Origin of the sequence: Micromonospora coxensis, from assembly GCF_900090295.1 — a bacterium.
In the GTDB taxonomy this organism is placed as follows: Bacteria; Actinomycetota; Actinomycetes; order Mycobacteriales; family Micromonosporaceae; genus Micromonospora; species Micromonospora coxensis.
Window position 1 is genome coordinate 1877046 of the sequence record NZ_LT607753.1, and the last position, 24627, is coordinate 1901672.

The window sequence follows — 24627 nt, forward strand, 5'->3', positions numbered from 1 at the left end:
CCCTCCATTGACATACCGACGGTATGCGAACTACCGTCCTCTCGCATACCGATGGTATGCGAAAGGAATCGCGACATGAACCTGACCAGCTTCTATCCGGTGATCTGCACCCGCACGCTCGCCGAGTCCCACGACTTCTACCGCCGCCACTTCGGCTTCGAGACCACCTTCGAGGCCGACTGGTACGTGAGCCTGCGCCGCCCCGGTCCGCCGGCGTACGAACTGGCGCTGCTCGACCACACCCACCCGACGCTCCCCGAGGCCTACCGTGCGCCGGTGCGGGGCCTGCTGCTCAACGTCGAGGTCGACGACGTCGACGCCGAGTGGGAGCGGCTCGTCCTCCGCAGCGGCCTCACGGTCGAGTTGGCGCTGCGCACCGAGGACTTCGGCCAGCGGCACTTCATCGTCGCCGCCCCCGACGGCGTGCTCGTGGACGTCATCACGCCCGTCCCGCCCACCGGCGAGTACGCCGCCCGGTACGTCGACGGGTGAGCCCGCCCGCGCACTAGGCTCTGCCGCTGTGATCACCGACGACTGCCTGCGCCCGCCGGTCCTGCGTCCCGGCGACACGGTCATGCTGGTGTCGCCGGCCGGGCCGACCCGGCCCGAGCGGGTGGCCCGGGGCGTCGAGCTGCTGACCGGCTGGGGGCTGCGCCCGGTGCTCGCCCCGAACGTGTACGCCCGGCGCGGCTACCTGGCCGGTGACGACGCGCTGCGCGCCGCCGACCTGAACACCGCCTTCGCCGACCCCGAGGTGCGCGGGGTGATCTGCACCCGGGGCGGCTACGGCGCGCAACGGGTGGTCGACCTGATCGACATGGCCGCGGTACGCCGGGACCCGAAGGTGGTGGCCGGCTTCTCCGACATCACCGCGGTGCAGTTCGCGCTCTGGCGGGGCGCCCGGCTGGCGAGCGTGCACGGGCCGGGCGCGGCCTGGCTGGACGAGCGCACCCCGCTCCGCTCGGCGGAGTCGCTGCACGCCGCGCTGATGAGCACCGCGCCGGTGACCGTCGCGGCGGTCGCCGAGGAGGAGACCTTCGGCGTACGGGTGCCGGGGCGGGCGGAGGGACCGCTGCTCGGGGGGAACCTCTGCCTGATCACCGCCTCGATCGGCACCCCGGACATGCCGGACCTCACCGGCGCGGTGCTGCTGGTCGAGGAGGTGCAGGAGCCGCCGTACAAGGTCGACCGGATGCTCACCCACCTGCGCCGGGCCGGGGCGCTGGACGGGATCGCCGGGGTGGCGGTGGGTCAGTTCACCGAGTGCGCCGACGGCTGGGACACCACGGTCGCCGACGTGCTCACCGAACGCCTCGGCGACCTGGGCGTCCCCGTCCTCGGCGGTCTGCCGATCGGGCACGGCGTCGGTCAGCTCACCGTGCCGGTCGGCCCACGCGCGGCCCTCGACGCCACCGCCGGCACCCTGACCGTCGCCCCCGCCGTCCGTGCGACGGGATTGTCAGCGCATTCATAGGGTCGGCACGGGTTCGTCCCAGGTATCGGGGTCACCGTCGGTCACGGCAACGCACACCGACGAGAGGAAGACACCGATGTCCCGCACGATGTCGAAGAAACACCTGCTGGCCGGACTGGCCGCTGCCGGGGTGCTCGGCGTGGGGATCGCCGCCCCGACGGTCGCCTTCGCCGAGGACGCGACCCCGTCGCCGAGCGCCGGCGCCACCCAGGAGACCGACCGGCAGGACCGCCGGGCGGAGCGGCAGGCCGAGTTCGCCGAGGCGCTGGCGAAGGAGCTGGGCGTCCCGACCGACAAGGTGACGGCGGCCCTGGAGAAGCTGCACGAGCAGCGCAAGGCCGACCGGCCGGAGCGTCCGTCGGCCGAGGACCGGCAGGCGAAGCTCAAGGAGCGGCTGGCCCAGGCGGTCGAGGACGGCAAGCTCACCCAGGACCAGGCCGACGCGATCACCGAGGCCGCCGAGTCCGGCGTCTTCCCGGGCCCGGGCGGCCGGCCCCACCACGGCGGCACGCCCGGCAGCTGACCGGGCGGCCCTCGCCCGGACGCGTCCCCGTTTGCGGCGTGTCGCGGTGTCCGAACGAGTGGACACCGCGACACGCCGCGAACCGGGAGCGGAGCTGTCCGTCCGGGCGGACGGGGGCGCTGTCAGCGCAGGTACGGCCCGTCGGTGCCGATCTTGCCCGGCGCGGGGTTGCCGGGCAGGTCGAGCACGTAGACGCGCAGGTTGCCCTTGCCGCTGACCGAGGCGGTGAGGGTGCCGTTGGTGACGGTCTTCACGTCTCCGGTGACGGCGTCGCGGTACGTGCCGTTCGGCACGCCGCTGAACGTCGCGCCCCCGGAGACGGTGACCAGCGCGAAGCTGTCCACCCCGCCGGCGGTGTACCGGCGCTTGTACGCCATGCCGCCGCTGACCCCCTCGGTCGAGTACTGCCCCTTCTGCAGGGCGGGGATGGCCCGGCGGATCCGGTTGAGCCGCTGCACGTGCTTGACCAGCGGCTTGTCCAGGGTGGCCGCGACCGCCCCGCTGGCGCTGCCGACCACCCCGAAGTCGCTGGCGGTGACGCTGCCCGCGAGGTGGTCGCCGTAGTAGGCCCGGCCGGTGGTGGCGAGCGGGCAGGTCGGCCCGCAGTCGATCTTCGCGCCCTTCTGGAACTCGATCTCCGAGCCGTAGTAGAGGGTGGGCACGCCCCGGAACGTCCACATCAGGCTCATGTTCTCCGCCCAGGCGTCGGTGCCCTCGGCGTAGCGGGTGCTCGACTTGTTCGGCCCGTAGTCGTGGCTGTCGACGTAGACGACGTTGTAGGTGGCGTCGTTGTAGCTGTCGTCGGAGTCCTTGCCGTTGCCGAACGCGTTGTGCGCGTCGCCGAAGTTCATGTGCATCCGCATGTCGATGACGTTCATGCCGGAGAACTTCGAGTGGTCCGGCGCGTGGTAGGTGTTGCCGCGCAGGAAGGCGTTGTCGCTGGTGGGCTGGCCGTTCGGGCCGAGCAGTTGCTCGTAGTCGTACTGCTCGATCGCGGCGCGCACGTCGTCCGGGCTGTACTCCTTGCGCTCCTTCCAGGTGAAGAACTGCGCGGAGTGGTTGACCGAGCCCCGGTTCCACTTGTCGTTGACGAAGGCGGCGACCTCACCGAAGACGTAGAAGTCCCTGCCCTTCTCGCCGTGCCGGGCGACCGCGTGCTGCTGGATGGCGGGCAGGAAGCGCCGGTTCCAGGTGACCCGGGGGATGTGCACGGCGGTGTCGACCCGGAAGCCGTCCACCCCCATGTCGATGTACCTGTTGTAGACGTCGATCAGGTACTGCTGGACGGTGGCGTTCTCGGTGTTGAAGTCGGCCAGGTCCTCGTGCAGCCAGCAGCTGCGCGAGTCCTCGCCCTCCCAGTTGCCGATCCAGCACTGGTGGTAGAGGTCGGCCGGGAAGAGCTTGCTGGTCGGGCTGGGCCACTGGCAGTGGTGGACGGTGTAGCCCTCCTGGCTGTAGGAGCCGTTCGGGGTGCCCCAGCGCAGGCACTGGTTGCCGGCCGGCGGGGTGGACGACCACAGGTCACCGGTGTACGGCCGGCCCTTGGCCTTGGCGTTCTGCGCGGCGGTCAGCGTCGGGTCGTTCCCGTCGTGCTCGACCATCGGGTCGTACTCCCGGCCGGCCTGCGGCTGGTCGTAGTACCACTTCCACTGCTCGTCGCGGGTGCCGTACACGGTCGGGGTGAACAGGCCCTTGGCGCCCCAGCGGGAGCTGTGGTTGTAGACCACGTCCTGGAAGATCTTGATGCCCTTGGCGTGCGCCGCGTTGATCAGCTGCTGGTAGCTCGCGCCCGGGCTCTCCAGGCGCGGATCGACCCGGTGGAAGTCCCAGCCGTGGTAGCCGTGGAAGTCGTAGTCGGAGCGGTTGAGCACCACCGGCGTGATCCAGATCGCGGAGAAGCCGAGCGCCTTGACGTAGTCCAGCTTGTCGATCAGGCCCTTGAAGTCGCCCCGGAACATCGGGTCGTCGTTGGCCGCGTTGCCGGACTTCACGTGCTGGCTGCCGCCCCGGTTGTTGCCGCTGTCGCCGTCGGCGAACCGGGCGGTCATCACGAAGTAGATGCTGTCCTCGCGCGGGTCGCCGCCGAGCGGGGAGCCACCGACCGGCGGCGCGGATCCGGTGGTCGCCGTCGCGGGCGCGCTCGCCGCCGACCGGTTGCCGGCCGCGTCGAGGGCCCGCACCGTCCAGGAGTACGCGGTGCGCGGCGCGAGGTCGTACGCGACGTGGCGGGTGGCGGTGGTGGTGACGGTGGCCGGGCCGGTCGTACCGCCGGTGCGGGTCACCTCGTACCCGGTCACCGCCCGGTCGTCGGTCGACGCGGTCCAGGCCAGCGTCACCGACAGCCCGTCGACGGCGGCGGTGAGCCCGCCCGGCACGGACGGCGCGGTGGTGTCCGGGGCGACGGGCACGCAGGGGTCGGCGGCGTTCGCGGTGACCACGCCGCCCTTGACCGTGCTACGCCCGACGCCGATGGTGTAGTCGGCCCCGTTGTTGTTGTCCCAGGTGCCGGCGGTGTCGTTGAACGCGGCGGTGAGTCCGGTCGCGGCGCCGAGGCCGACCGTCCGCTTCGCCCAGCCGGCGCAGGCCGCCTCCATGGCGACGCCCGGCGCCGTGGTCCAGGTGCCGCCGTTCGGCCGGTAGTGGATGTTCGCCGCGTTCCAGCCGCGCGTCGCGAGGTGGTAGTACACCTCGGCGGTGGCCCCGCCCGGGGACGGGCCGGCGCTGCTCGACGGGCTCGGTGACGGGCTCGCGGTGGCGCACGGGTCACCGGAGCCGATCTTCCCGGCGGCCACGGTGACCGTGCCGGTGCCGAGCCGGTAGTTGGCGCCGTTGTTGTTGTCCCAGACGCCGGCGCCGTTGGTGAAGACGACCTGGAGTCCGCCGGCCGCGCCCAGGTCGACGGTCTTGCGCCGCCAGCCGGTGCAGGCGGCGTCCATGGCGACGCCCGGCACGGGGGTCCAGGCCGCGCCGTCGACGCCGTAGTGGATGTTGACCGAGGACCCCCAGGCCGCCGGGGGTTGGTAGTAGACGGTGACGGTGTTGGCCGCCGCCGCTGCGGTCAGCGGCAGCAGGCCGGCGGCCAGGCCGGCGACGAGCGCGAGCGCGCCCCACCGGCGACGGGTGGTGGTGATGGTCCGCCTCATGGTGGCTCTCCTGACACTCACGTCCGTGCGGGGGACGCAAGTAACTGAAGGCGTTGCAAGAACTTGCGAACGCGGTGCCAGGAAGTTACCAGCTTGAATGGGACGAAACTAGAGGTTCACAATCGACATACGCGAGGAATTTTGCGACCGATCACTGAAAGAGCTTGCACCTGCGGGAATGCCTTGCGAGGCATGGACTCCTGCGGTGGTTGACCTGAAGTCCACTTGAGGTCCTACCGTGAGCGGCGTCGATACCGCACCGAGGAGGCGCTGATGCCGGTGGTCTACCGCGTGGACAAGTTCCAGGTCCCCGAAGCCGTCCGGGACGAGTTCTGGGGACACGTACGCCGCACCCACGAGATCCTCCGCCACCAGCACGGCTTCCTCGACGACGCGTTGCTGGAGCAGCACTCCGGGCCCGGACGCTTCAACGCGGTGACGATCGTGCGCTGGTCGTCGGAGGACGACCTGCCGGCCGCCCGCGCGGCCGCCGAGGCGGGGCACCGGAAAGCCGGCTTCACCCCGGCCGCCTTCTTCGCGCGGACCGGCATCGAGGCCGACGTCGCCAACTACGTCGAGACGACGTCCGGCTGACCCGGCACACCGGCCACCCGGACGGCTCCGGGTGCGGTGGCCGCCGCTCACGCCACCACCGCACCCGGCCGCCGGCTCAGCCGCCGGCGGGCGGCGTGAAGACGCCGAAGTGGTTGCCGGTCGGGTCGAGCAGGTGGGCGAAGGTCAGTCCCTTGTCGTTCGACCGGGGCGGCACCAGGACCTTGCCCCCGGCGGCCTCGGCCTGCCGGCACGTTTGCGCCACGTCGGCGACCTGGGCGTAGAAGACCGCGTAGTTCGGCGCGGCCCCGTTCGTCGCCCAGATCCCCCCGGCGATCCCCTGGTCGCCGCCGGCCCCGGTCACCCGGTACGACCGCTCCGGCGTGCCCTGCTCCTCGAAGGTCCAGCCGAACAACTCGCCGTAGAAGCGCTGCGCCTCGTCCGGGCGGTCGGTGCCGATCTCGAACCAGGTCACGGGCGTGGTGGACATGCTGCCTCCTGTTCCGCGCGCCGGCCCGGACGGCCGGCGTCGTCAGGAGTCAGCCTCGACCTCGTCCGCGACACCGTCCTGTCGGTGTTTCCCGGGCGTCTCGTCTCACCTGCGCACCCGCCTCCGGCCGGCACAGCGAGGCCGACGCCCGGTCCCGACGGCCACCTCGGCCCCGGCGAACCTCCCCGGCCGGAGAACCTCCCGGTGCGCCCTATGCGACCTTGACGGCCAACTTCCCGACGTAGTGATCACTGAGGGCACGATGTGCGTCCCCGACCCGCTCCAGCGGAAAGGTCCGGGCGACGTGGACCACGAGGGAGTTCGCCTCGATGATCGCGTTCAGCCGATCGGTGGCGGCGCGGCTCCGATCTCCGTCGTAGTAGGAAACCGTCGCGTCCGGCGCCGTCACCGGCACGGGTAGGACACCATTCGGCCAGGCGATCCGCCCCGACTTCCTGATCGCGCGAAGGGACCGTTCGGCGATCCCGCCTCCTGCGGTGACCAGCGCCGCGTCGAGGCCGCCCGGTGCGAACTCGTACGCCGCGGCCAACACGTCCTCCCTACGGCCGTCGATGGCCCTCTCGGCCCCCAGCCGCCGGGCCAGGGCGACACCGTCGTCACCGGAGGCCACGGCCAGCACCCGGATGCCCCTGTGCCTCGCCAGTTGCACGGCCAGGTGGCCGATACCGCCGCTGGCCCCGAAGACCATGAGCGTCTCGTGCGACCGCAGGTCGAGCAGTTCGAGGCCGCTCAGTGCGGTCAGCGCGTCCCATGCCATCGCGCCGGCCTGTTCGGTGGGCACCCGGTCGGGTACGCGCGCCACGAACTCCGCCTCGACGACGCCGTACTCGGCGTAGAAGCCCCCACGCGCCACCGGCATCGTGGCCGCATAGACACGCTCGCCCACGTCGAACCCGGCGACGTTGCGCCCGACCGCGGCCACCGTGCCCGCGGCATCCCAGCCGAGGACGTAGGGGAAGGTCGTCGGGATGCCGAAGGCGCCGTCGAAGTCCCCCTTCCGCTCGGCCGCGTCCCAGGACCCGACCCCTGCGTACTCCACCCGGATGAGGACATCGTCATCCCCGACCTCGGGGAGCGGTATCCGGCGCGACGAGAGTTCGTCGACGCCGCCGAATCGATCAAGGACGACCGCGTTCATCAGCGGCGGCTCCACGATCACGCCACCAGCTGTGCGCTCGACTCTGCCGTTCATCGACCCTCCCATTTGATTGATCGAATCAAGGATCATTGGACCACAGTTACTTGAGCCCATCAAGCATTAGGGGGATCCCGATAGACTCGGAGCCATGGCACTACCGAGCGGACCCGTGGCCACCTCGTCCGAGGCCGAGGCGGTCCTGTTCGATCTGGTCGACCTGTACGACCGCGCCTACCAGGCGGCCGCGGCCGAGTTGTCGCTCAGCTCGGCGCAGGCATGCCTGCTGGGGCGACTCGACGAGCGACGCGGCATGGGCGCCCTGGCCGACGAACTCGGCTGCGACGCCTCGAACATCACCCAGATCGTCGTACGTCTCGAAGCGCTCGGCCTCGTGACCCGCGAACGAGATCCCCGGGACCGCCGTGCGCGGCTCGTCGCGCGGACCCCCCGAGGAGACGAGATCAACCGGCGCTTCGCAGCCGCCTTCACCTTCGCCCGCACGACGGTCGGACGACTGTCACCCCACGAACAGGATCAGTTGACGGCGCTGCTGCGCAAAGCGCTGGGCTGACCCGCACCCGCGCCCCGCCCAACCAGCGACAAGGCTCAGACCAGGCTGAGCGGGCGGACGTCGCGCGCCCGCGGGATGTCGAGGTCCTCCATGCGCAGCTCCCGCCGCACCTCCTCGGCCAGCGACACCACGCCGAGGATCCGGTCGGTGCGGAAGCAGCGCAGCCCGTCGCGCAGCCGGCACCAGGCCACCAGGTACCAGTGCGTCGGGTTGCCGAGGTAGGCCAACGGCTCGACCTCCCGCACCGAATCCGCGCCCGTGCGGTCGGCGTACCGCAGGCGGAGCACCCGGCCCGCGGCGACCGCGTCGGCGACGCGGGCCGGGACGGGCGTGGCCGGCCCGTCGCCGATCAGGTGCACCCGGCCGGCGAGCCGGTGCGCCTCCGCCGCGTCGGCGGCCGGCAGCACCGCGAGCAGCTTGCGCAGCGCGGTGTGCCCGGCCCCGGCGAACGGCGTGCCGCCGAGGCGGTGCAGTGCGACGGCCATCGCCACCGCCTCGGCGGCGGTCAGGTTGACCGGCGGCAGGGTGTGCGCGCGGTCGACCACGTACCCGCCGGTGCGGCCCGGCTCGGCCCAGATCGGCACGCCGCCGGCCTGCAACGCGGTGATGTCCCGCTCGATGGTGCGGGTGCTCACCTCGAACCGCCCGGCCAGCCAGCGGGCGCTGCGCGGGCGCGGCGACACCGCCCGCAGCTCCTCGACCAGGGCGTAGAGACGGTCCGTGCGGTTCACCCCGGCAGGCTAGGCCGGGGGTACGACAGCCGCGCTCAGGCGATGCAGGCGCAGACGATCAGCGCCGCGCCGAAGTGGGTGGCGGCGCTGACCCGGGCCGCCGGGTGCGGCTCGTCCGAGCAGATGATCTCGCCGAGCCGGCCCGGGGTCAGCAGGTCCAGCACGAAGAACGCCAGGGCCATGATCAGCAGGCCGATCAGCCCGAAGATCACCGTGGAGGCGAGCCCCTTGGTGAAGTCGCTGTAGCTGGTCAGGATCGCGGTGAAGACGATCCCGGCGATGCCGAGCTGGTTGGCGGCCAGCAGCAGCGCCGCGTTGCCGTTGCGGCGCACCCAGATCAGCTCCCGCAGCCTCCCGGGCGTGAGCAGGTCGACCAACAGGAAACCGGCGGCCATCAGGGCGACACCGACCACCCCGAACACCACGCTCTGCCACGCCCCGCTGAGCAGATCCTCCAGCACCGACTGCCTCCCGACCACCCTCGTCCGGCAGGGGCGCCGGCACGGTGATCGAGACGATAGCGCCCACGCGCCACCACCGGCAGACCCGCACGGCCGAGACCGACCGGCCTACAGGGACAGGTAGCGCTGCCGCTCGTACGGGGTGACCTCGCGGCGGTACTGCTCCCACTCGGCGCGCTTGTTGCGCAGGAAGAAGTCGAAGACGTGCTCACCGAGCACCTCGGCGACCAGTTCGGAGCCGGCCATCACGTCGATCGCCTCGGCCAGGTTCTCCGGCAGGGCCTCGTACCCCATCGCCCGGCGCTCGGCGCTGGACAGCGACCAGACGTCGTCCTCGGCACCCGGGGGCAGCTCGTAGCCCTCCTCGATGCCCTTGAGCCCGGCGCCGAGCATCACCGCGAAGGCCAGGTACGGGTTGGTCGCCGAGTCCGGCGAGCGGACCTCCACCCGGGCCGAGTTCGGCTTGCCGTACGCGGGCACCCGGACCAGCGCCGAACGGTTCAGGTGCCCCCAGCAGACGTACGCCGGGCTCTCGGTGATCCGGTCCGGCAGCGCCTGCGGGAAGAGCCGCTTGTACGAGTTGACCCACTGGTTGGTGACCGCCGTGTACTCCCGGGCGTGGGTGAGCAGGCCGGCGATGAACGACTTGGCCACCTTCGACAGCTTCATCGGGTCGCCGGAGTCGTGGAAGGCGTTGCGCTCCCCCTCGAACAGCGACAGGTGGGTGTGCATGCCGCTGCCCGGCTGGTCGGTGAAGGGCTTCGGCATGAAGGTGGCCTGCACGCCGGTGGAGAGCGCCACCTCCTTCACCACGTGCCGGAACGTCATGATGTTGTCGGCGGTGGTCAGCGCGTCGGCGTAGCGCAGGTCGATCTCCTGCTGGCCGGGGGCGACCTCGTGGTGGCTGAACTCCACCGAGATGCCGATCCGCTCCAGGGCGAGCACCGCCTGGCGGCGGAAGTCACGGGCGACGGCGTGCGTGGTGTGCTCGAAGTAGCCGCCGGTGTCCACCGGGGTCGGCACCGAGCCGTCCATCGGGCCGTTCTCCAGCAGGAAGAACTCGATCTCCGGGTGGGTGTAGAAGGTGAAGCCCTTCTCGGCCGCCTTGGACAGCATCCGGCGCAGCACGTGGCGCGGGTCGGCCCAGGACGGGCTGCCGTCGGGCAGCAGGATGTCGCAGAACATCCGGGCGCTCTCGCCGCTGACCCCGCCCTCGAAGGGGAAGACCTGGAAGGTGGTCGGGTCGGGCATGGCCACCATGTCGGACTCGAAGACCCGGGCGAAGCCCTCGATCGCCGAGCCGTCGAAGCCGATGCCCTCCTCGAAGGCGGCCTCCAGCTCGGCGGGCGCCACCGACACGCTCTTGAGGGTGCCGAGCACGTCGGTGAACCACAGCCGGACGAACCGGATGTCGCGCTCTTCCAGCGTACGGAGGACGAACTCCTGCTGACGGTCCACTTCCCCAACCTTCCGCGACACTCTTGTCCGCCTTCGACCGGGCTTCACCCGACCTGACCGCCCAGTGTCCCCGGGCCTCGTTACGCCGACGTTACGCGACCGGCCGCCGCCCGTCCTGCCGTGTCCCGCCGGACGGTGTCCGACCGCGCCGGGGTGGCGGCCGTCTCCCCGGAGGGGCCGGATCGGCGTGCGCGGGCTGGGGCAAGATGAGGACATGCCCACCCTGCGTCTCGCCCTGTCCCAGGTCAACCCGACCGTCGGCGACCTCGCCGGCAACGCCGAGCTGGTCCGCTCCTGGACCCGCCGGGCCGCCGACGCCGGCGCGCAGCTCGTCGCCTTCCCGGAGATGATGCTGACCGGCTACCCGGTCGAGGACCTGGTCTTCCGCCGCTCCTTCGTGGCGGCGTCGCAGGCCGCGCTGCGGCAGCTCGCCGCCGACCTCGCCGCCGACGGTCTCGGTGACCTGCCGGTGGTGGTCGGCTACCTGGACGCGGACGGTCCCCCGCAGGTCGCCGGGGACGCCGAGCCGGGGCGGGGAGCGCGCAACGCCGCCGCGCTGCTGCACCGGGGCGGGATCGCCGCCACCTACTTCAAGCACCACCTGCCCAACTACGGCGTCTTCGACGAGGACCGCTACTTCGTGCCCGGCGACGCGCTGACGGTGGTGCGCGTCGGCGGGGTGGACGTCGCGCTGACCATCTGCGAGGACCTCTGGCAGGCCGGCGGCCCGTTCGCGGTGGCCCGGCAGGCCGGCGTGGGGCTGGTCGTCAACATCAACGGCTCGCCGTACGAGCTGAACAAGGACGACGTCCGGCTGCCGCTGGTGCGCCGCCGGGCCGCCGAGGCCGGGGCCACCATCGCGTACGTCAACATGGTCGGCGGCCAGGACGAGCTGGTCTTCGAGGGCGACTCGATGATCGTGACGGCCGACGGCACGCTGCTCACCCGCGCCCCGCAGTTCGTCGAGCACCTGCTGGTGCACGACGTCGAGCTGCCCGGGGCGGGCCCGGTCGGGGCGGAGACCGAGCAGCTGGCCGACGGGATGCAGGTGCTGCGGCGTACCGTCGAGGCGATCCCGGCGGCCCCGGCGGGCCCGGCGGCCGACGGCGGGACGATGGCGCCGGTCGCCGACGAGGCCGAGGTCTGGCAGGCGCTGGTGCTGGGCCTGCGCGACTACGTCAACAAGAACCGCTTCCCCTCGGTGGTGCTCGGGCTCTCCGGCGGCATCGACTCGGCGGTGGTGGCGGCGATCGCGGTGGACGCGCTCGGGCCGGACCGGGTGGTCGGCGTCTCCCTGCCCAGCCAGCACTCCTCCGAGCACTCCCGCGCCGACGCCGAGGACCTGGCCAAGCGGACCGGCCTGGACTACCGGATCGAGCCGATCCAGCCGATGGTGGACACCTTCCTGGCCAACATGTCGCTGTCCGGGGTGGCGGTGGAGAACCTCCAGGCCCGGGTCCGCGGCGTGATCCTGATGGCGCTGTCGAACCAGGAGGGCCACCTCGTCCTCACCACCGGCAACAAGAGCGAGCTGGCGGTCGGCTACTCCACCCTGTACGGCGACTCGGTGGGCGGCTTCAACCCGGTCAAGGACGTCTGGAAGACGCTGATCTGGCGGCTGGCGAAGTGGCGCAACGCCGACGCCGCCGCCCGGGGCGAGACCCCGCCGATCCCGGAGAGCTCGATCGGCAAGCCGCCGTCGGCGGAGCTGAGCCCCGGCCAGCTCGACAGCGACAGCCTGCCCGAGTACGACGTGCTCGACCCGATCCTGATCGGCTACGTCGACGGCGACCTGGGCCGCGACGGGCTGATCTCCTCCGGGCACGACCCGGCGGTGGTGGACAAGGTGCTCCGGCTGGTGGACATCGCCGAGTACAAGCGGCGGCAGTCCGCTCCGGGCACGAAGATCTCCATGAAGGCGTTCGGCCGGGACCGCCGGCTGCCGATCACCAACCGCTGGCGCGAGCACGGCTGATCCGCTCCCGCCGCGTCCGGGCGCTCACCGCACCGGCGAGGGGGCGCGCCACGTGGGCCGTGAGGCGGCGGGGTGGAGTGAAATCCTGCACTCCGCCCTGCCGCCGACGGCCGGCGCGGTGCGACGATCGCGGCGGAACCCGGGGACCGCGAAGGCGGCCTCGAGGAAAGGAGACAGTCATGGTGGAGTCCACCCCGCCCGAGGTGACCGCCCTCTACGGCGGTCCGGCCACCCGACGGGTGCGTACCCGCGACCTGATCGCTGCCAAGGAGCGCGGCGAGCGCTGGTCGATGCTCACCTCGTACGACCAGTACACGGCCGGCATCTTCGACGCCGCCGGCATCCCGGTGTTGCTGGTCGGCGACTCGGCGGCGAACAACGTCTTCGGCTACGAGACCACCCTGCCGGTCACCGCCGAGGAACTGCTGCCGCTGGTCCGGGCCGTGGTCCGGGCGACGAAGCAGTCGCTGGTCGTCGGCGACCTGCCCTTCGGCTCGTACGAGGAGGGGCCGACGCAGGCGCTGCGCACGGCGGTGCGGTTCATGAAGGAGGGTGGCTGCCACGCGGTGAAGCTGGAGGGCGGCCGGCGCTGCGCCGCGCAGATCGCCGCGATCGTCGGCGCGGGCATCCCGGTGATGGCCCACATCGGCTTCACCCCGCAGAGCGAGCACACCCTGGGCGGCTACCGGGTGCAGGGGCGCGGCGACGCGGCCGACGAGGTGCTGGCCGACGCGCACGCGGTGGCCGAGGCGGGCGCGTTCGCGGTGGTGCTGGAGATGGTGCCGGGCGAGGTGGCCAAGCGGATCACCGCGGAGCTGCCCATCCCCACCGTCGGCATCGGCGCCGGGCCGGACACCGACGCGCAGGTGCTGGTCTGGCAGGACATGGCCGGTCTGCGCACCGGCCGGGCGCCCCGGTTCGTCAAGCGCTACGCCGACCTGGCCGGCGTGCTGACCGAGGCGACCCGCCGCTTCGCCGACGAGGTCCGGGGCGGCGAGTTCCCCGCCGCCGAGCACACCTTCTGAGCCCGGAGCCGGTGGACGGCGGCCCGCCCGTCGTCCACCGGCCGGGCCGATCCGTCCCCGGTGGAGGCAGCGGCTAGGGTACCCACCCGTGAATCGTGCTCGTTTCCTCACCATTGTCCTGGCCTGCGCCTCCGTGGTGGCGCTCTCCGCGTGTGGCGGGGAGGAACCGTCGCCGGTGACGTTGCCCTCGCCGTCGGCCACCGCGTCCGCCACCACCGGGGCCCCGTCCGAGTCCCCCTCCGCCGCCGCCGCGGATCCCGCCGCGGACAAGAAGCTCTGCGCGTCGGCGAAGAAGATCGCCGACGACTCGCGCAGCGCCGTCGTGAAGGCCGCGACGTCGGGCGCCGACCCGACGCCGGCGCTGAAGCAGGCGTACACCGACATGGCGAAGGGGATGGCGGCGACCGCCGCGACCGGCGCCGCCGGCAGCGAGGTGACCGCCGCGCTGACCGCGTTCGGCACCGAGGCCGGCAAGGTGGCGACCGCCGCGGACATGACCACGGCGGCGGACAGCCCCGCCTTCCAGCAGGCCGGCACGAAGGCCAACGCCGCCTGCAGGAAGGTCGGCGTCGACCTCAACTTCTGAGCCGTATCCGCCGGGGGTCGTGGCAGGTCGTCCTTCCACGCCTCCCGGCGCGGCGGTCAGAGGTCGGTGACGCGGATGCCGGCGTGCGCCTTGTAGCGCTTGTTGATGGCGATCAGGTTGGCGGTGAACGCCTCGATCTGGTGGGCGTTGCGCAGCCGGCCGGCGTAGATGCCGCGCATGCCGGGGATCCGGGCGGCCAGCGCGCCGACGATGTCGACCAGTTCCCGGTCCTCGGTGCAGATCAGCACGTCCAGGTCGATCCGGTCGATCTCCGGGTCGGCCAGCAGCGGGGCGCTGACGTGGTTGAAGGCCGCGCAGACCCGGGAGTCCGGCAGCAGGGCGGCGGCCTGCTGCACGGCGCTGCCCTCGGCGACGGTCAGGGCGTACGGGCCCTGCTTGTCGAAGCCGAGCGGGTTGACGCAGTCCACCACGATCTTGCCGGCGAGCGGCTCGGCCAGCTCGGCGACGGTGGCCGCGTGCCCGTCCCAGGGCACCGCGACGACGACCACGTCGCTGCGGCGGGCGACCTCGGCGTTGCCGGCCCCGCTCACCTCGGCCCCGGCCGGCATCCCCGGCAGCGCCGCGATCTCGGCGGCGGCCTGCGCGGCGCGCTCGGCGGTACGGGAGCCGATCAGCACCGTCTGTCCGGCCCGGGCGAACCGGTAGGCGAGACCCCGCCCCTGGTCGCCGGTGCCACCGATGATGCCGACGGTCAGCCCGGAGACGTCGGGCAGCGTGGTCGCGTCGTAAGCCATGCGGTCATCCTCGCAAACCGTCCCGCCCGCCAGCAGCGTCCGGCGCTGTGACAATGCCCGCTGCCCCACCCTGCCGCTGCCCACCCTGCCGCCCTGCCGCTGTCCGGCCCGGCCTGCCCCGGCCCGACCCGCCGCTACCTTCGCTGCCGCTCTCCGGCCTGTCCTGCCCGCCTGCCGGTTCGCGGCGCTGGACGGCGTGCGAGCGGGGTCAGGCGCGTTCGAAGGTCACCGCGCGCCGCACCGGGTCGGCGGTGACCAGGCGGACCCGGATCCGCTCGCCCAGCGGCAGCTCGCCGACGCAGCGCGCGCGGACCGGTGGGTCGTCCAGCGCCACCGTGCCGCCGGGCTGCCGGCCCGGCTTCGGCTGCCCGTTCGGCGGGGCGTCGACGTCGAGCACGGCGGCGGAGAAGGTCTCCCCCACCCGGTGCTCCAGCAGCACCGCCTCGGCCAGTTCGATCGCGCCCCGGGTGGCCGCCCCCGCCGTACGGTCCGTCGTGGCCATCACCTCGGGCAGCTTCGGCAACGCCGCCCGGGCCCAGTCCGGCACCGCCCGCCCCTCGTGCAGGGCCAGGCAGACCTCCGTGGCGTACCGGTCGGCCAGCCGGCGCAGCGGGGCCGTGACGTGGGCGTACGACGCCGCCACCCCGCCGTGCCCGGGCTGCTCGGGCGGCGGGCCGTCGAAGGCCGTGTACGCCGCGCCCCGCATCAGCTCGGCCGCCTGGTCGATGAAGGCCGCCGCCCGGGGCTGCGAGGCGTCCAGCCCGACCAGCAGCTCACCGACGCCGGTCCCGTCCGGCCACTGCACGCCCAGCGGGGCGGCCGCGGCGCGCAGCCGGGCCACCGCCTCCGGCTTCGGCGGCGGCATCGTCCGCAACAGCCCGATCCCGCCGGCCAGCATGATGTCGGCGGCGGCCATCCCGGTGAGCAGCGAGATCTGCGCGTTGTGGTCCTCCATCGGCACCGGGCCGCGCAGCACCAGCCGCCAGCCGTCGCCGTCGGGCTCGACGTCCTGCTCGGGCAGGGGCAGGTTCACCGCGCCCCGGCGCAGCCCACGCTCGGTCAGCAGGGCACCGATCTCGGGCAGCAGGGCGATCGGCTCGGGCAGCGTCCCGGCGTCGGCGGCGGCCTGCACCCCGACGTAGTCGAGCTTGGCGCGGCTGCGTACCCGGGCGCGCTCCAGCGCGACGGCGACCGTCGCGCCGTCGCCGTCGAGGTCGATGGTCCAGACCACCGCCGCCCGGTCGACGTCGGGCAGCAGGCTGGCCGCGCCCTCGCTGAGCGTGTGCGGGTGCAGCGGCACGTTGCCGTCGGGCAGGTAGACGGTCTGCCCGCGCCGCCAGGTCTCCTCCTCCAGCGCGCCGCCGGGGCGGACGTGCGCGGCGACGTCGGCGATGGCGTACCGCACCCGGTAGCCCCCGCCGGGGCGGCGGCTGAGGTGCATCGCCTGGTCGAGGTCACGCGAGGTCGCCGGGTCGACCGTGACGAACGCGACGTCGGTGCGGTCGGCCCCGGCGGGTGGCCCGGCGGCCGCCGCCTCGTCCGCCTCGCGCTGCGCCGCGGCCGGGAAGCCCTCGGGCAGTCCCAGCTCACGGCGCAGCGCGCCGAAGTCGATGCGGGGCGCCACTACACGTCGGATGACCACGGGCTCAATCCTGGCAGCCCGGCCGAAGATCCGCTCTCCGGCGTGTCGGCGGCGTTCGTCGTACGGTCAGCCGGTGGCCTTGCGGGCGCGGGACCGGGCGCCGGCGGGCGCGGCGGCTCGGGCGGTGGCCGTACGCGAAGGGGCCTTGCGGGCGGTGACCTTCTTGGCGGTGACCTTCTTCGCGGGCGCCTTCTTCGCCGCCGCCTTGCGCGCGGTCGTCGAGGAGGTCGCGGTGGCCTTCTTCGCGGGGGCCTTCTTGGCAGTCGTCTTCGAGGCCGGCGCCGTCCTGGCGGTGGTCTTCTTCGCCGGGGCCTTCTTCGCCGCCGTGGTCGTCTTCTTCGCGGCGGTGGTCTTCTTCGCCGCGCCGGTGGTCTTCTTGACCGCGGCGGTGGCCTTGCGGCCGGTGGAGGTGACCTTGCGGGCGGCGGCCGTCGACTTCGCGGCCGTGGTCCTCTTCGCCGTCGCGGGGGCCTTCTTCGCCGCGGCCGTGGTCCTCTTCGCCGTCGCGGGGGCCTTCTTCGCCGCGGCCGTGGTCTTCTTCGCGGCGGCGGTCGTCTTCTTCGCCCCGGCCGTGGTCCTGGCCGCGGTGGTCTTCTTCGCCGCGGCCGTGGTCCGGGTGGCGGCCTTCTTCGCGGGGGCCTTCTTCGCCGTGGTCCTGGTCGCCGGGGCCGTCCTGGTCGTCGTCCTGGTGGTGGTCTTCTTCGCCGGAGCCTTCTTCGCCGCCGTGGTCGTCTTCTTCGCGGCGGTGGTCCGCCTGGTCGCGGTCGCCGTGGTGGCCGGGGACCGCCCCGACCCGGCGCCCGCCGCGCTGGGCGACGCCTTGCCGGCCGGCGCCTTCCGGGCCGCCGCCGTGGCCGTGGTGGTCCGGCGTGCCGCGGTGCTCCGGGTCGCGCCGGCGGTCCGCGCCGCCGCGGCGGACTTCTTGGCGGCCGGGCGGGTGGTGGCCTGTTGTGCTTCGGCCATCTCGGTTCCCTCCTTGGGGACATGCGCTCGCGTGCCCCGCCACGGAGGCACGGAGTTCCTCGACGCGGGCCGTCCCGCGCCGTTTATCTGCCCTCCCCGGCCCAGCGGGCGTCCTCGGCCTCCCACGCCTCGTTGCGCTCCCGCACCTTCTGCAGGGCGCCCTCCGCGTCGGCAGCCGAGTCGTACGGTCCGAGAACGTGCTTCGCAGGGCACACGTCGGCATCGGTCTCGACCCGGTGGTGTCGCGTGCACCAGTAGTAGTGCCCACCACTTCCGCTGTCGTTCATGAGATCACTGTGCACCGGGAGCAGCCCGGCCGCCACCGGATCGCGCAAATACCCGTGCCCTCTCCACAGTAGACGTGCTGTCGGGCGGGCGGGCCCGGAACGGCGGAACCCGTGCCCCGGTGCGACGGGGCAGCCGGAGCGGGGGTCCGTGGCGGAGAATCCGGGCGTGCGTTTCGGGGGAGGAAGATCGGCACGGGCGCGGCGTGGCCTGGTCGCCGTGGGCGTGGTGGCGGTGCTGGCCGTGACGGTGGTGACGGTGGTGGCGCCGGTGCTGCGGGACCGCTCGCAGCACCGGCTGGAGCAGCGGGCGGACCGGGCGGTGACCGCGACCGCGCAGCGGACCCGGTCACAACTGCTGGCCGATCCGACGGCGGGGCAGGCGGCGCTGCGCCGGGTCGCCGACGGGATCGACGGGGTCGAGGTGCTCGCCGTGGAGTCCGGCGCCGCCGGGGTCCGGCTGGTCTTCCAGGTACGCGTGGCGAAGACCGCCACGAGCCTGTTCGGCTGGCAGCGGGCCACCGCGGCGGGGTGCTTCGCGCAGGTGGTGGGTCCGGGCCCCGGGCCGGCGGCGATGGAGCGGGTGTCCTGCCCGACCTGACGGCACGGCGGGACGGGCGGTCGGCGGCACGGCGGGACGGGCGGCGCGGGCGGCGGTTAGGGTCGCCGGATGGGCGTACCGGACTACATCCTGCGGATGCGCGAGCACGTCGGCCACGACCTGCTCTGGCTGCCGAGCGTCAGCGCGGTGGTCCGCGACGACGCGGGCGCGCTGCTGCTCGGCAGGCGCGCCGACGACGGTCGCTGGTCGGTGGTGAGCGGCTTCGTCGAGCCGGGTGAGCAGCCGGCCACCGCCGTGGTGCGCGAGGTCGAGGAGGAGACCGGGCTGGTCGTCGAGCCGATCCGGCTGAGCAGCGTCGTCTCGCACCCGCACACGTACCCCAACGGGGATCGCTGCGAGTACCTCAACCTCGGCTTCCACTGCCGTCTGGTCTCCGGCACCGCCCGGGTCAACGACGACGAGTCGGTGGCGGTCGAGTGGTTCCCACCGGACCGGTTGCCCGAGCTGGACGCGCACGCCCACCTGGTGATCGCCCGTGCCCTCGGCGGCGAGGCCGGCGCGTGGTACCTGCCCGCCGGCACCACCTGGGACGAGTTCGCCGAGGCGGGCCGATCCGTCCGGTGACGCTCGGGCGACCCCGTCGTGTCCGGCTGCTGCCGAGCACCGACATCGAAGAGTCGCCCGCCCGTGACAACCGGTCCGCACATCCAGGTGCTCCCTTCTGTGACAGACCCACCACGAGTGAGGGAGTGGTTCCACTTGCGCAGATTTCTCGCGTCACTGCTCGTGCCGCTGATCACGGTCGTGGTGACCGGCAGCACCGGTGGGCCGGCGGCCGCCACCGGTGCGTTCCCGACCACCATCTCGTTGCCGGACGGCTTCGCACCGGAAGGTTTGACCATCGGCCGAGGCACCACCGTTTACGTGGGATCGATCCTCGATGGCGCCGTCTGGCGAGGTGACCTCCGTACCGGCCGGGGCGCGGTCTTCATCCCCGGCACGCCCGGCACCGACAAGGCCGGTCTGAAGGTCGACCGACACAACCGGCTCTGGACCGCCGACTTCTCGGGAGGCGGTGCCACCGTCTACGACGCCCGTACCGGCGCCCGGCTCCAGCAGTACCGGTTCACCGACCAGCCGGGGAGTCTGATCAACGATGTGGTGATCACACGGACGGCGGCGTACTTCACGGACTCGACCCGCCCGGTCCTCTACGTGGTCCCGGTGGGACCCGGCGATCGGCTGCCCGAGGCCGACGCCTTCGAGGTGTTGACGTTGTCCGGTCCCGCCGCCGACGCGGGCGCCTTCAACAACGGCATCGTCGCGCTGCCCGACGGGGACCTGCTGGTCGTGCAGATGCTCCTCGGACGGTTGGTCCGCGTGGACGCCACCACCGGCGGCAGTCGCGTCGTCGATCTCGGCGGGTACTCGCTGTCCCGGGGTGACGGGCTGGTGCTGCGGGGCCACACGTTGCACGTCATCCGCAACCTCACCAACCTGGCGGCCGAGATCCGGCTGGACGCGACGTTCACGTCGGGCACCCTGGTCCGGGAACTCGACTCCCCGGCGTTCCAGGTGCCGGCTACCGGGGATCGCCTCGGTTCGTCGTTGTACGTGGTCAACGGCCGGTTCGACACCGCGCCGGCGCCGGACGTCGAGTACCACATCGTTCGGCTGCCGCTGTAGTTCCGCCGGGGGCGGAGGGCCGGCGGAACCAGGAGAGACGGCGGCGTCACCCATCACCGGGTGGCCGCCGCTCTCGGTTCCGGACCAGTCGGCCGGCGCCCGCACGACCAGCACAGCCGCCGGGCTCCGGCGGGCGTCCCGCGACGGGTCGAGCCGACCGGTCGGGGTGACGGACGCGCGGCTCAGGAGGCCAGGGCGGCGCGCAGCCGGTCCAGTTCGGCCGGGGTGCCGATGGTCGGTCGGTGCTCCGCGGCCGTGACGTAGTGGTGGACGGCGCCGGCCAGGAAGACCGGGTCGACGTGCGCCCGGCCCACCGGCAGCGTACGCGGCACCGCGCGCGGCCCCGGCGGGTCGGGAAGCTCGGCCAGGACGAGCACCCTGGCGTCCGTGCCGGGCGGGCCGCCGGGCACCAGCCGGTCCCACCGCACGGTTGTGCGGCGGAACAGGCCCCGCACCGTGATGCCCTGCGGATCGAGCGTCAGGCGGGGCCGGTCGGACCACAGGACGACCCCGATGAGCACCAGGACCAGCGCGACGACCACCAGGCTCACGAGCAGGACGGCGCCGGTGTCGGCGAGGCGTACCCGGTCCTCGCCGGGCACCCGCTCGAGGGTGACGAGACCGCCGGTCAGCCAGCCCACCACGATCGACCACGGTCCGACCCACGCCGGGGCGGTCGGGGCGGTGAACCGACGCGCCCTCCGGTCGACCTCGAAGGTGGCCGGACGGCGACGGGCGTCGCGGGTGAGCAGCAGGTAGACGCCGAGCGGGACGAGGATGCCGGCCGCGCCCACGGCGAGCCAGGCGACCAGACCGGTGGGGGCGGAGGTGAGCCGCCAGGTGAGCGGTTCCAGCCACCACTCGGAGGCGAAGCGCAGCGCGGCGGCGGCGAGGGCGAAGGGCCAGGCGAGGAACCGGGCGGCGCGGGGGTCCACCGCCGGCAGTGTAGGGCGGCCCGACCACCGGAGACCGGTCCCGACACCGACCCGGCGGGCCAGCGCCTGTCCGGGATGCGCGTCTCTCCACCACGGCCTCGTCGGCGTCCTTCCGCCGCACGTGGCTCCTGCGTCAGGATCTGCGTGACGTTGCCCCGCCCCGTCCCGAACGTCACTCGCGCCGAGTTGGAGGAGCACGAGCCCGTGAAGAGATCGGAGATCGTGCGGACCGCCATGGGTGTGTGCCTGAGCAGTGTCGCCCATGTCGGCGGCGGGCTCGTCGCCGCCAACTCGCTCTGGGACGGCAGGGACTCACCCGCTGAATGGACCTTCTACTACGCCGGTGCCGGATGCTGCCTGCTCCCTCTCACCGGAACGATCGCATGGCTCCTGACCACGACGGAGAGCACGAGGCGCACCGGCCAAGGCGTAATCATCGGGGCGGTCGTGGCCACCATCGTTGCCGGCCTGGCGCTGCTCACCGGATACGCGCCGCCCTGGATCTCGGCGGGCTGGACCGGGGATGGATGGAGCTGATCGGCGGAACCGCCGAAGGCATGGAGCCGCGAACCGCCGGCCCTCCCGGGTGACATCCCGAAGCGCTGGCGTCACCACTTGCCGCCCCACCAGACGGCCAGCAGCCCCACGAGCACTACGGCGCCGTCGGCGGGCGGACGATTCGCTACCGCGCAAGCAGGGAGCGCAGGGCCTTGACGATCTCGTCTGGCGCTTCCTCGGCCATGAAGTGCCCGACGGACGTGGTTCGGTGGTCCAGATCAGCCGCCCAGGTGTGCCACAGCGCGGCGGCGTCGTAGCCGAGTGCGGCTCCCCAGTCCTGCTGGACGACGGTGACCGGCATGGGCAGCCGATTCCCGGTGGCTCGGTCGGCCCGGTCGTGTTCGATGTCGATGCCGGCCGAGGCCCGGTAGTCGGCGACGATCGAGGGGACGGCCTCGCGCGAGGCTCTCAGGTACTCCGCCCGCAGGTCTGCGGGAATGGCACGGGGGTTCTTGGCCCACAGGTCGAGGAAGTAGCCGAAGAAGGCGTCCGGGCTGGCGCTGATCATCTGCTCGGGCAGGCCGGGCGGCTGGGCCATCAGGTACAGGTGGAAGGCGACAGCGGCGGAGGATCCGTGCAGGATGTCCCACATGTCCAGCGTCGGCAGGACGTCGAGGACGGCGAGGTGGGTGATCGTGGCGGGATGGTCGAGGCCGGCGCGGATGGCGACCAGGGCGCCGCGGTCGTGCCCGGCCAGGGCGAAGCGCTCGTGGCCGAGCTTGCCGGCGAGGGTGACGATGTCGGCGGCCATGGTCCGCTTGGAGTAGGTGTCGGCCTCGCGCGCTTCGGGCTTGTCACTGGCACCGTAGCCGCGCAGGTCGGGACAGATCACGGTGTGGTCGGTGGCGAGGTCGCCGGCGACGTGCCGCCACATGAGGTGGGTCTGCGGAAAACCGTGCAACAGCACGATCGGGCTGCCCGTACCTCCCACCGCCACGTTCACGGTCACGTCATCGTCGACCGCGACGCGCTGGTAGTCGAACCCGGGAATGGCAATTGTCATGATCGTCCTTTTCTCGTCGGCCGGACGATCCCCAGCCTGCCGGTCACGGATGAGCAGACGATGAGCGCGATACGTTGAGCGCACATGCGGAGGGCGGTTCGGTCAGTGCAGGTCAGCATCGGTGTTCTCGGGCCGGTCGTCGCCTGGGACGGCGTCGGCGCGCCGCTGGACCTGAGAGGGCCGAAACACCGCGCGGTGCTGGCGCGACTCGTCGTCGCGCGTGGTCGGGTCGTACCGGTCGACCGCCTCGTCGACGATCTGTGGCAGGAGCCCGCACCGGGCGCGGTGGGCAGCGTCCGCACGTTCGTGGCGGCGTTGCGGCGCGCGCTGGAGCCGCAGCGTGCACCGCGCGAGTCGGCTCGGCTGCTGGTCACGGAGGGCCCGGGGTACGCGCTCAGGTTGGCACCGGACGCGGTCGACGCCTGGCGGTTCGAGGACGAGGTCGCCGCCGCGTCCACGGCGTCCCCGCACGAGGCCCTCGAGAGGCTCGATCGTGCCCTGAGTTGGTGGCGGGGGCCCGCGTTGGCCGGCGTCGACGACGAGCCGTGGTCGCGCGTCGAACGCTCCCGCCTCGAACAGCTACGGCTGAACGCGATCGAGCAGCGGGCCGAGGCGCGACTGGACGTCGGGCGCGCCTCGGACGTCGTACCCGATCTCGACGCGCACGTGGCCGAGCATCCGTGGCGGGAGGAGGCGTGGCGGCTGCTGGCGCTCGCCCTGTACCGCACCGGACGCCAGGGTGATGCGCTCGCGGTGCTGCGCCGAGCCCGCAGCCTGCTCCTGGAACAGCTGGGCGTCGATCCGAGCCCGCGACTGCGCCGCCTGGAGACCGACATCCTCCGCCAGGCCGATCGGGTCGGCGACGGTCCGGGTTCATCGGGACCGCACCGGGTCTGGGCGGAGACCGCAGCGGCATACGACCGTACGGTGGCGTCCGGCTCCGGCTCTCGGCTGGAGTCGACGGTCGGCCTGCTGCGAAGTCTCGCCGTGACGGGGGCGAGCGGACTCGCGGCGGCCCGGGAGCAGCGGATCGCGGCCATCGCCGCCGCCGAGCAGCTGGGCGATCCTGATCTGACCGCCCGGGTGATCGGCGGCTACGACGTGCCCGCGATCTGGACGCGGTCGGACGATCCGGCGCAGGCGGCGCAGATCGTGGCGGCGGCCGAGCGGGCCCTGACCGCCCTTGGTTCCGACTCGTCCGAGGCCACCCGAGCCCGACTGCTGGCCACGATCGCGGTGGAGTCCCGCGGCACCCGCACGGCGCGCGGGCCCGAGGCCGCCGAGGAGGCGGAGCGGATCGCGCGCCGCCTGGGCGACCCGGCCCTGCTGGCCTTCGCGCTGAACGGCGTGTTCATGCAGACCTTTCACCGCGCGGGCCTGGCTCCCCAGCGGGACCGGATCGGTGCCGAGCTCGTCGCGCTCTCCGCTCGGCACGGACTGGGGACGTTCGAGATCCTCGGTCATCTCGTCCGGCTGCAGGCCCGCAGCGCGCTCGCGGACTTCGCCACCGGCGACCGGCACGCAGCCGCAGCGGACCGGCTCGCCGCGCGGTACGACCGACCCCTGGTCGGCGTGTTCACCCAGTGGTACCGCGCCCTGCGACTGGCCGCGACCGAGCCGTCGCCACAGGCCGCGGAGGCGGCCTACCGCGACGGGGCGGCACGGCTCGCCGACGCCGGAATGCCGGGCGTCGAGCGGGGCCTCCTACCGCTGGCCCTGCTGTGCCTGCGGGTGTCGCACGGGGAGCCGGCCCACTTCGACGACGGGACCGACTGGGGCCCGCACACGCCCTGGGCGCGTCCCCTCGTCCTGCTCGGACGCAACCGCCCGGCCGACGCCGCCGCGGCGCTGCGGCAGGTCCCGGATCCACCGCGCGACCTGCTGTTCGAGGCCCTGTGGTGCCTCACCTTCCGAGCCGCGATCGCCCTGGACGACCGGACGGTGATGAGACGCGCCCGGATCGCACTCACGCCGGCCGCCGACGAGCTGGCCGGGGCCGGCAGCGGCATGCTCACCGCCGGCCCCGTCTCACGTCACCTCGACGACCTCGACGCGGCCCTCCGCCGCACCCGATGAGCAGGAGAGCCCGGC

Annotated in this window: 25 protein-coding genes; 13 read left to right on the forward strand and 12 right to left on the reverse strand. The window is 73.0% G+C overall.

The window, feature by feature from the left end; genetic code table 11:
- Window positions 1-75: 75 nt before the first annotated feature.
- The 3 genes from GA0070614_RS08230 to GA0070614_RS08240 all read left to right on the forward strand — a co-directional run bounded on the left by GA0070614_RS08230 (window position 76) and on the right by GA0070614_RS08240 (window position 1997).
- Window positions 76-492 (forward strand): VOC family protein, encoded by a 417-nt coding sequence (locus GA0070614_RS08230; RefSeq protein WP_088975390.1) that lies wholly within the window; start codon window positions 76-78, stop codon window positions 490-492.
- 28 nt (window positions 493-520) lie between these two features.
- Complete coding sequence (locus GA0070614_RS08235) at window positions 521-1474, forward strand: S66 peptidase family protein (protein WP_088975391.1); 954 nt, start codon at window positions 521-523, stop codon at window positions 1472-1474.
- Window positions 1475-1550: 76 nt separating this feature from the next.
- The gene (locus GA0070614_RS08240; RefSeq protein ID WP_088975392.1) at window positions 1551-1997 is read left to right on the forward strand and encodes a hypothetical protein; all 447 of its coding nucleotides are present in this window, start codon (window positions 1551-1553) and stop codon (window positions 1995-1997) included.
- A gap of 122 nt (window positions 1998-2119) precedes the next feature.
- Here GA0070614_RS08240 and GA0070614_RS08245 read toward each other — a convergent pair whose 3' ends face one another.
- Window positions 2120-5140, reverse strand: coding sequence for a carbohydrate binding domain-containing protein (locus GA0070614_RS08245; RefSeq protein WP_088975393.1), 3021 nt, complete (start codon window positions 5138-5140; stop codon window positions 2120-2122).
- Window positions 5141-5413: 273 nt separating this feature from the next.
- Here GA0070614_RS08245 and GA0070614_RS08250 point away from each other — a divergent pair, with 273 nt between their 5' ends.
- Window positions 5414-5734: an antibiotic biosynthesis monooxygenase gene (locus tag GA0070614_RS08250; RefSeq protein WP_088975394.1), complete on the forward strand. Its 321-nt coding sequence runs from the start codon at window positions 5414-5416 to the stop codon at window positions 5732-5734.
- A gap of 76 nt (window positions 5735-5810) precedes the next feature.
- Here GA0070614_RS08250 and GA0070614_RS08255 read toward each other — a convergent pair whose 3' ends face one another.
- Together GA0070614_RS08255 and GA0070614_RS08260 are read right to left on the reverse strand one after the other, a co-directional pair.
- Window positions 5811-6182 carry a VOC family protein gene (locus GA0070614_RS08255; RefSeq protein ID WP_088975395.1) on the reverse strand — a complete coding sequence of 124 codons (372 nt, stop codon included), beginning with the start codon at window positions 6180-6182 and terminating at the stop codon, window positions 5811-5813.
- Window positions 6183-6393: 211 nt separating this feature from the next.
- On the reverse strand, window positions 6394-7431 hold the full coding sequence (locus tag GA0070614_RS08260) for an NADP-dependent oxidoreductase (protein ID WP_231933581.1): 1038 nt from the start codon (window positions 7429-7431) through the stop codon (window positions 6394-6396).
- A gap of 58 nt (window positions 7432-7489) precedes the next feature.
- Between GA0070614_RS08260 and GA0070614_RS08265 the strand changes: the two genes are divergently transcribed.
- The gene (locus GA0070614_RS08265; RefSeq protein WP_088975397.1) at window positions 7490-7912 is read left to right on the forward strand and encodes a MarR family winged helix-turn-helix transcriptional regulator; all 423 of its coding nucleotides are present in this window, start codon (window positions 7490-7492) and stop codon (window positions 7910-7912) included.
- Between the two features lie 35 nt (window positions 7913-7947).
- Here GA0070614_RS08265 and GA0070614_RS08270 read toward each other — a convergent pair whose 3' ends face one another.
- The 3 genes from GA0070614_RS08270 to glnA form a co-directional block, all read right to left on the reverse strand.
- Window positions 7948-8643 (reverse strand): helix-turn-helix transcriptional regulator, encoded by a 696-nt coding sequence (locus GA0070614_RS08270; protein WP_088975398.1) that lies wholly within the window; start codon window positions 8641-8643, stop codon window positions 7948-7950.
- Window positions 8644-8678: 35 nt separating this feature from the next.
- Window positions 8679-9104, reverse strand: coding sequence for a DUF350 domain-containing protein (locus GA0070614_RS08275; protein ID WP_088975399.1), 426 nt, complete (start codon window positions 9102-9104; stop codon window positions 8679-8681).
- 108 nt (window positions 9105-9212) lie between these two features.
- Window positions 9213-10562, reverse strand: coding sequence for a type I glutamate--ammonia ligase (gene glnA / locus GA0070614_RS08280; protein WP_088975400.1), 1350 nt, complete (start codon window positions 10560-10562; stop codon window positions 9213-9215).
- Between the two features lie 214 nt (window positions 10563-10776).
- On the opposite strand from glnA, the gene GA0070614_RS08285 reads away from it, so the two are divergent.
- From GA0070614_RS08285 to GA0070614_RS08295, 3 genes are all read left to right on the forward strand, one after another.
- Window positions 10777-12537 carry an NAD+ synthase gene (locus tag GA0070614_RS08285; protein WP_088975401.1) on the forward strand — a complete coding sequence of 587 codons (1761 nt, stop codon included), beginning with the start codon at window positions 10777-10779 and terminating at the stop codon, window positions 12535-12537.
- Window positions 12538-12716: 179 nt separating this feature from the next.
- Complete coding sequence (panB, locus tag GA0070614_RS08290) at window positions 12717-13562, forward strand: 3-methyl-2-oxobutanoate hydroxymethyltransferase (protein ID WP_088975402.1); 846 nt, start codon at window positions 12717-12719, stop codon at window positions 13560-13562.
- Between the two features lie 88 nt (window positions 13563-13650).
- Window positions 13651-14148, forward strand: a complete 498-nt coding sequence (locus GA0070614_RS08295; protein WP_157744957.1) for a hypothetical protein — start codon at window positions 13651-13653, stop codon at window positions 14146-14148.
- Window positions 14149-14204: 56 nt separating this feature from the next.
- Here the strand turns inward: GA0070614_RS08295 and npdG are convergent, their stop codons facing one another.
- The 4 genes from npdG to GA0070614_RS08315 form a co-directional block, all read right to left on the reverse strand.
- Complete coding sequence (gene npdG, locus GA0070614_RS08300; RefSeq protein WP_088975404.1) at window positions 14205-14903, reverse strand: NADPH-dependent F420 reductase; 699 nt, start codon at window positions 14901-14903, stop codon at window positions 14205-14207.
- A gap of 208 nt (window positions 14904-15111) precedes the next feature.
- Entirely contained in the window at window positions 15112-16545 is a 1434-nt protein-coding gene (locus GA0070614_RS08305) for an RNB domain-containing ribonuclease (protein ID WP_088975405.1), read from the reverse strand.
- Window positions 16546-16611: 66 nt separating this feature from the next.
- Window positions 16612-17508 (reverse strand): histone, encoded by an 897-nt coding sequence (locus GA0070614_RS08310; protein WP_088975406.1) that lies wholly within the window; start codon window positions 17506-17508, stop codon window positions 16612-16614.
- A gap of 83 nt (window positions 17509-17591) precedes the next feature.
- Window positions 17592-17795: a hypothetical protein gene (locus GA0070614_RS08315; protein WP_088979319.1), complete on the reverse strand. Its 204-nt coding sequence runs from the start codon at window positions 17793-17795 to the stop codon at window positions 17592-17594.
- Between the two features lie 166 nt (window positions 17796-17961).
- On the opposite strand from GA0070614_RS08315, the gene GA0070614_RS08320 reads away from it, so the two are divergent.
- From GA0070614_RS08320 to GA0070614_RS08330, 3 genes are all read left to right on the forward strand, one after another.
- Window positions 17962-18393 carry a hypothetical protein gene (locus GA0070614_RS08320; protein WP_157744958.1) on the forward strand — a complete coding sequence of 144 codons (432 nt, stop codon included), beginning with the start codon at window positions 17962-17964 and terminating at the stop codon, window positions 18391-18393.
- A 69-nt stretch (window positions 18394-18462) separates the two neighbouring features.
- On the forward strand, window positions 18463-18978 hold the full coding sequence (locus GA0070614_RS08325) for an NUDIX hydrolase (RefSeq protein WP_088975408.1): 516 nt from the start codon (window positions 18463-18465) through the stop codon (window positions 18976-18978).
- 135 nt (window positions 18979-19113) lie between these two features.
- A complete protein-coding gene (locus GA0070614_RS08330) occupies window positions 19114-20040 on the forward strand; it encodes an SMP-30/gluconolactonase/LRE family protein (protein WP_157744959.1) in 927 nt (308 codons plus the stop codon).
- 182 nt (window positions 20041-20222) lie between these two features.
- On the opposite strand, the gene GA0070614_RS08335 is transcribed toward GA0070614_RS08330, so the two are convergent.
- Window positions 20223-20975 (reverse strand): PH domain-containing protein, encoded by a 753-nt coding sequence (locus GA0070614_RS08335; protein ID WP_157744960.1) that lies wholly within the window; start codon window positions 20973-20975, stop codon window positions 20223-20225.
- A 204-nt stretch (window positions 20976-21179) separates the two neighbouring features.
- Here GA0070614_RS08335 and GA0070614_RS08340 point away from each other — a divergent pair, with 204 nt between their 5' ends.
- The gene (locus GA0070614_RS08340) at window positions 21180-21512 is read left to right on the forward strand and encodes a hypothetical protein (RefSeq protein WP_157744961.1); all 333 of its coding nucleotides are present in this window, start codon (window positions 21180-21182) and stop codon (window positions 21510-21512) included.
- Window positions 21513-21657: 145 nt separating this feature from the next.
- Here the strand turns inward: GA0070614_RS08340 and GA0070614_RS08345 are convergent, their stop codons facing one another.
- Entirely contained in the window at window positions 21658-22536 is an 879-nt protein-coding gene (locus GA0070614_RS08345) for an alpha/beta fold hydrolase (protein ID WP_088975412.1), read from the reverse strand.
- 105 nt (window positions 22537-22641) lie between these two features.
- On the opposite strand from GA0070614_RS08345, the gene GA0070614_RS08350 reads away from it, so the two are divergent.
- Window positions 22642-24612, forward strand: a complete 1971-nt coding sequence (locus GA0070614_RS08350; RefSeq protein ID WP_088975413.1) for an AfsR/SARP family transcriptional regulator — start codon at window positions 22642-22644, stop codon at window positions 24610-24612.
- Window positions 24613-24627 lie beyond the last annotated feature (15 nt).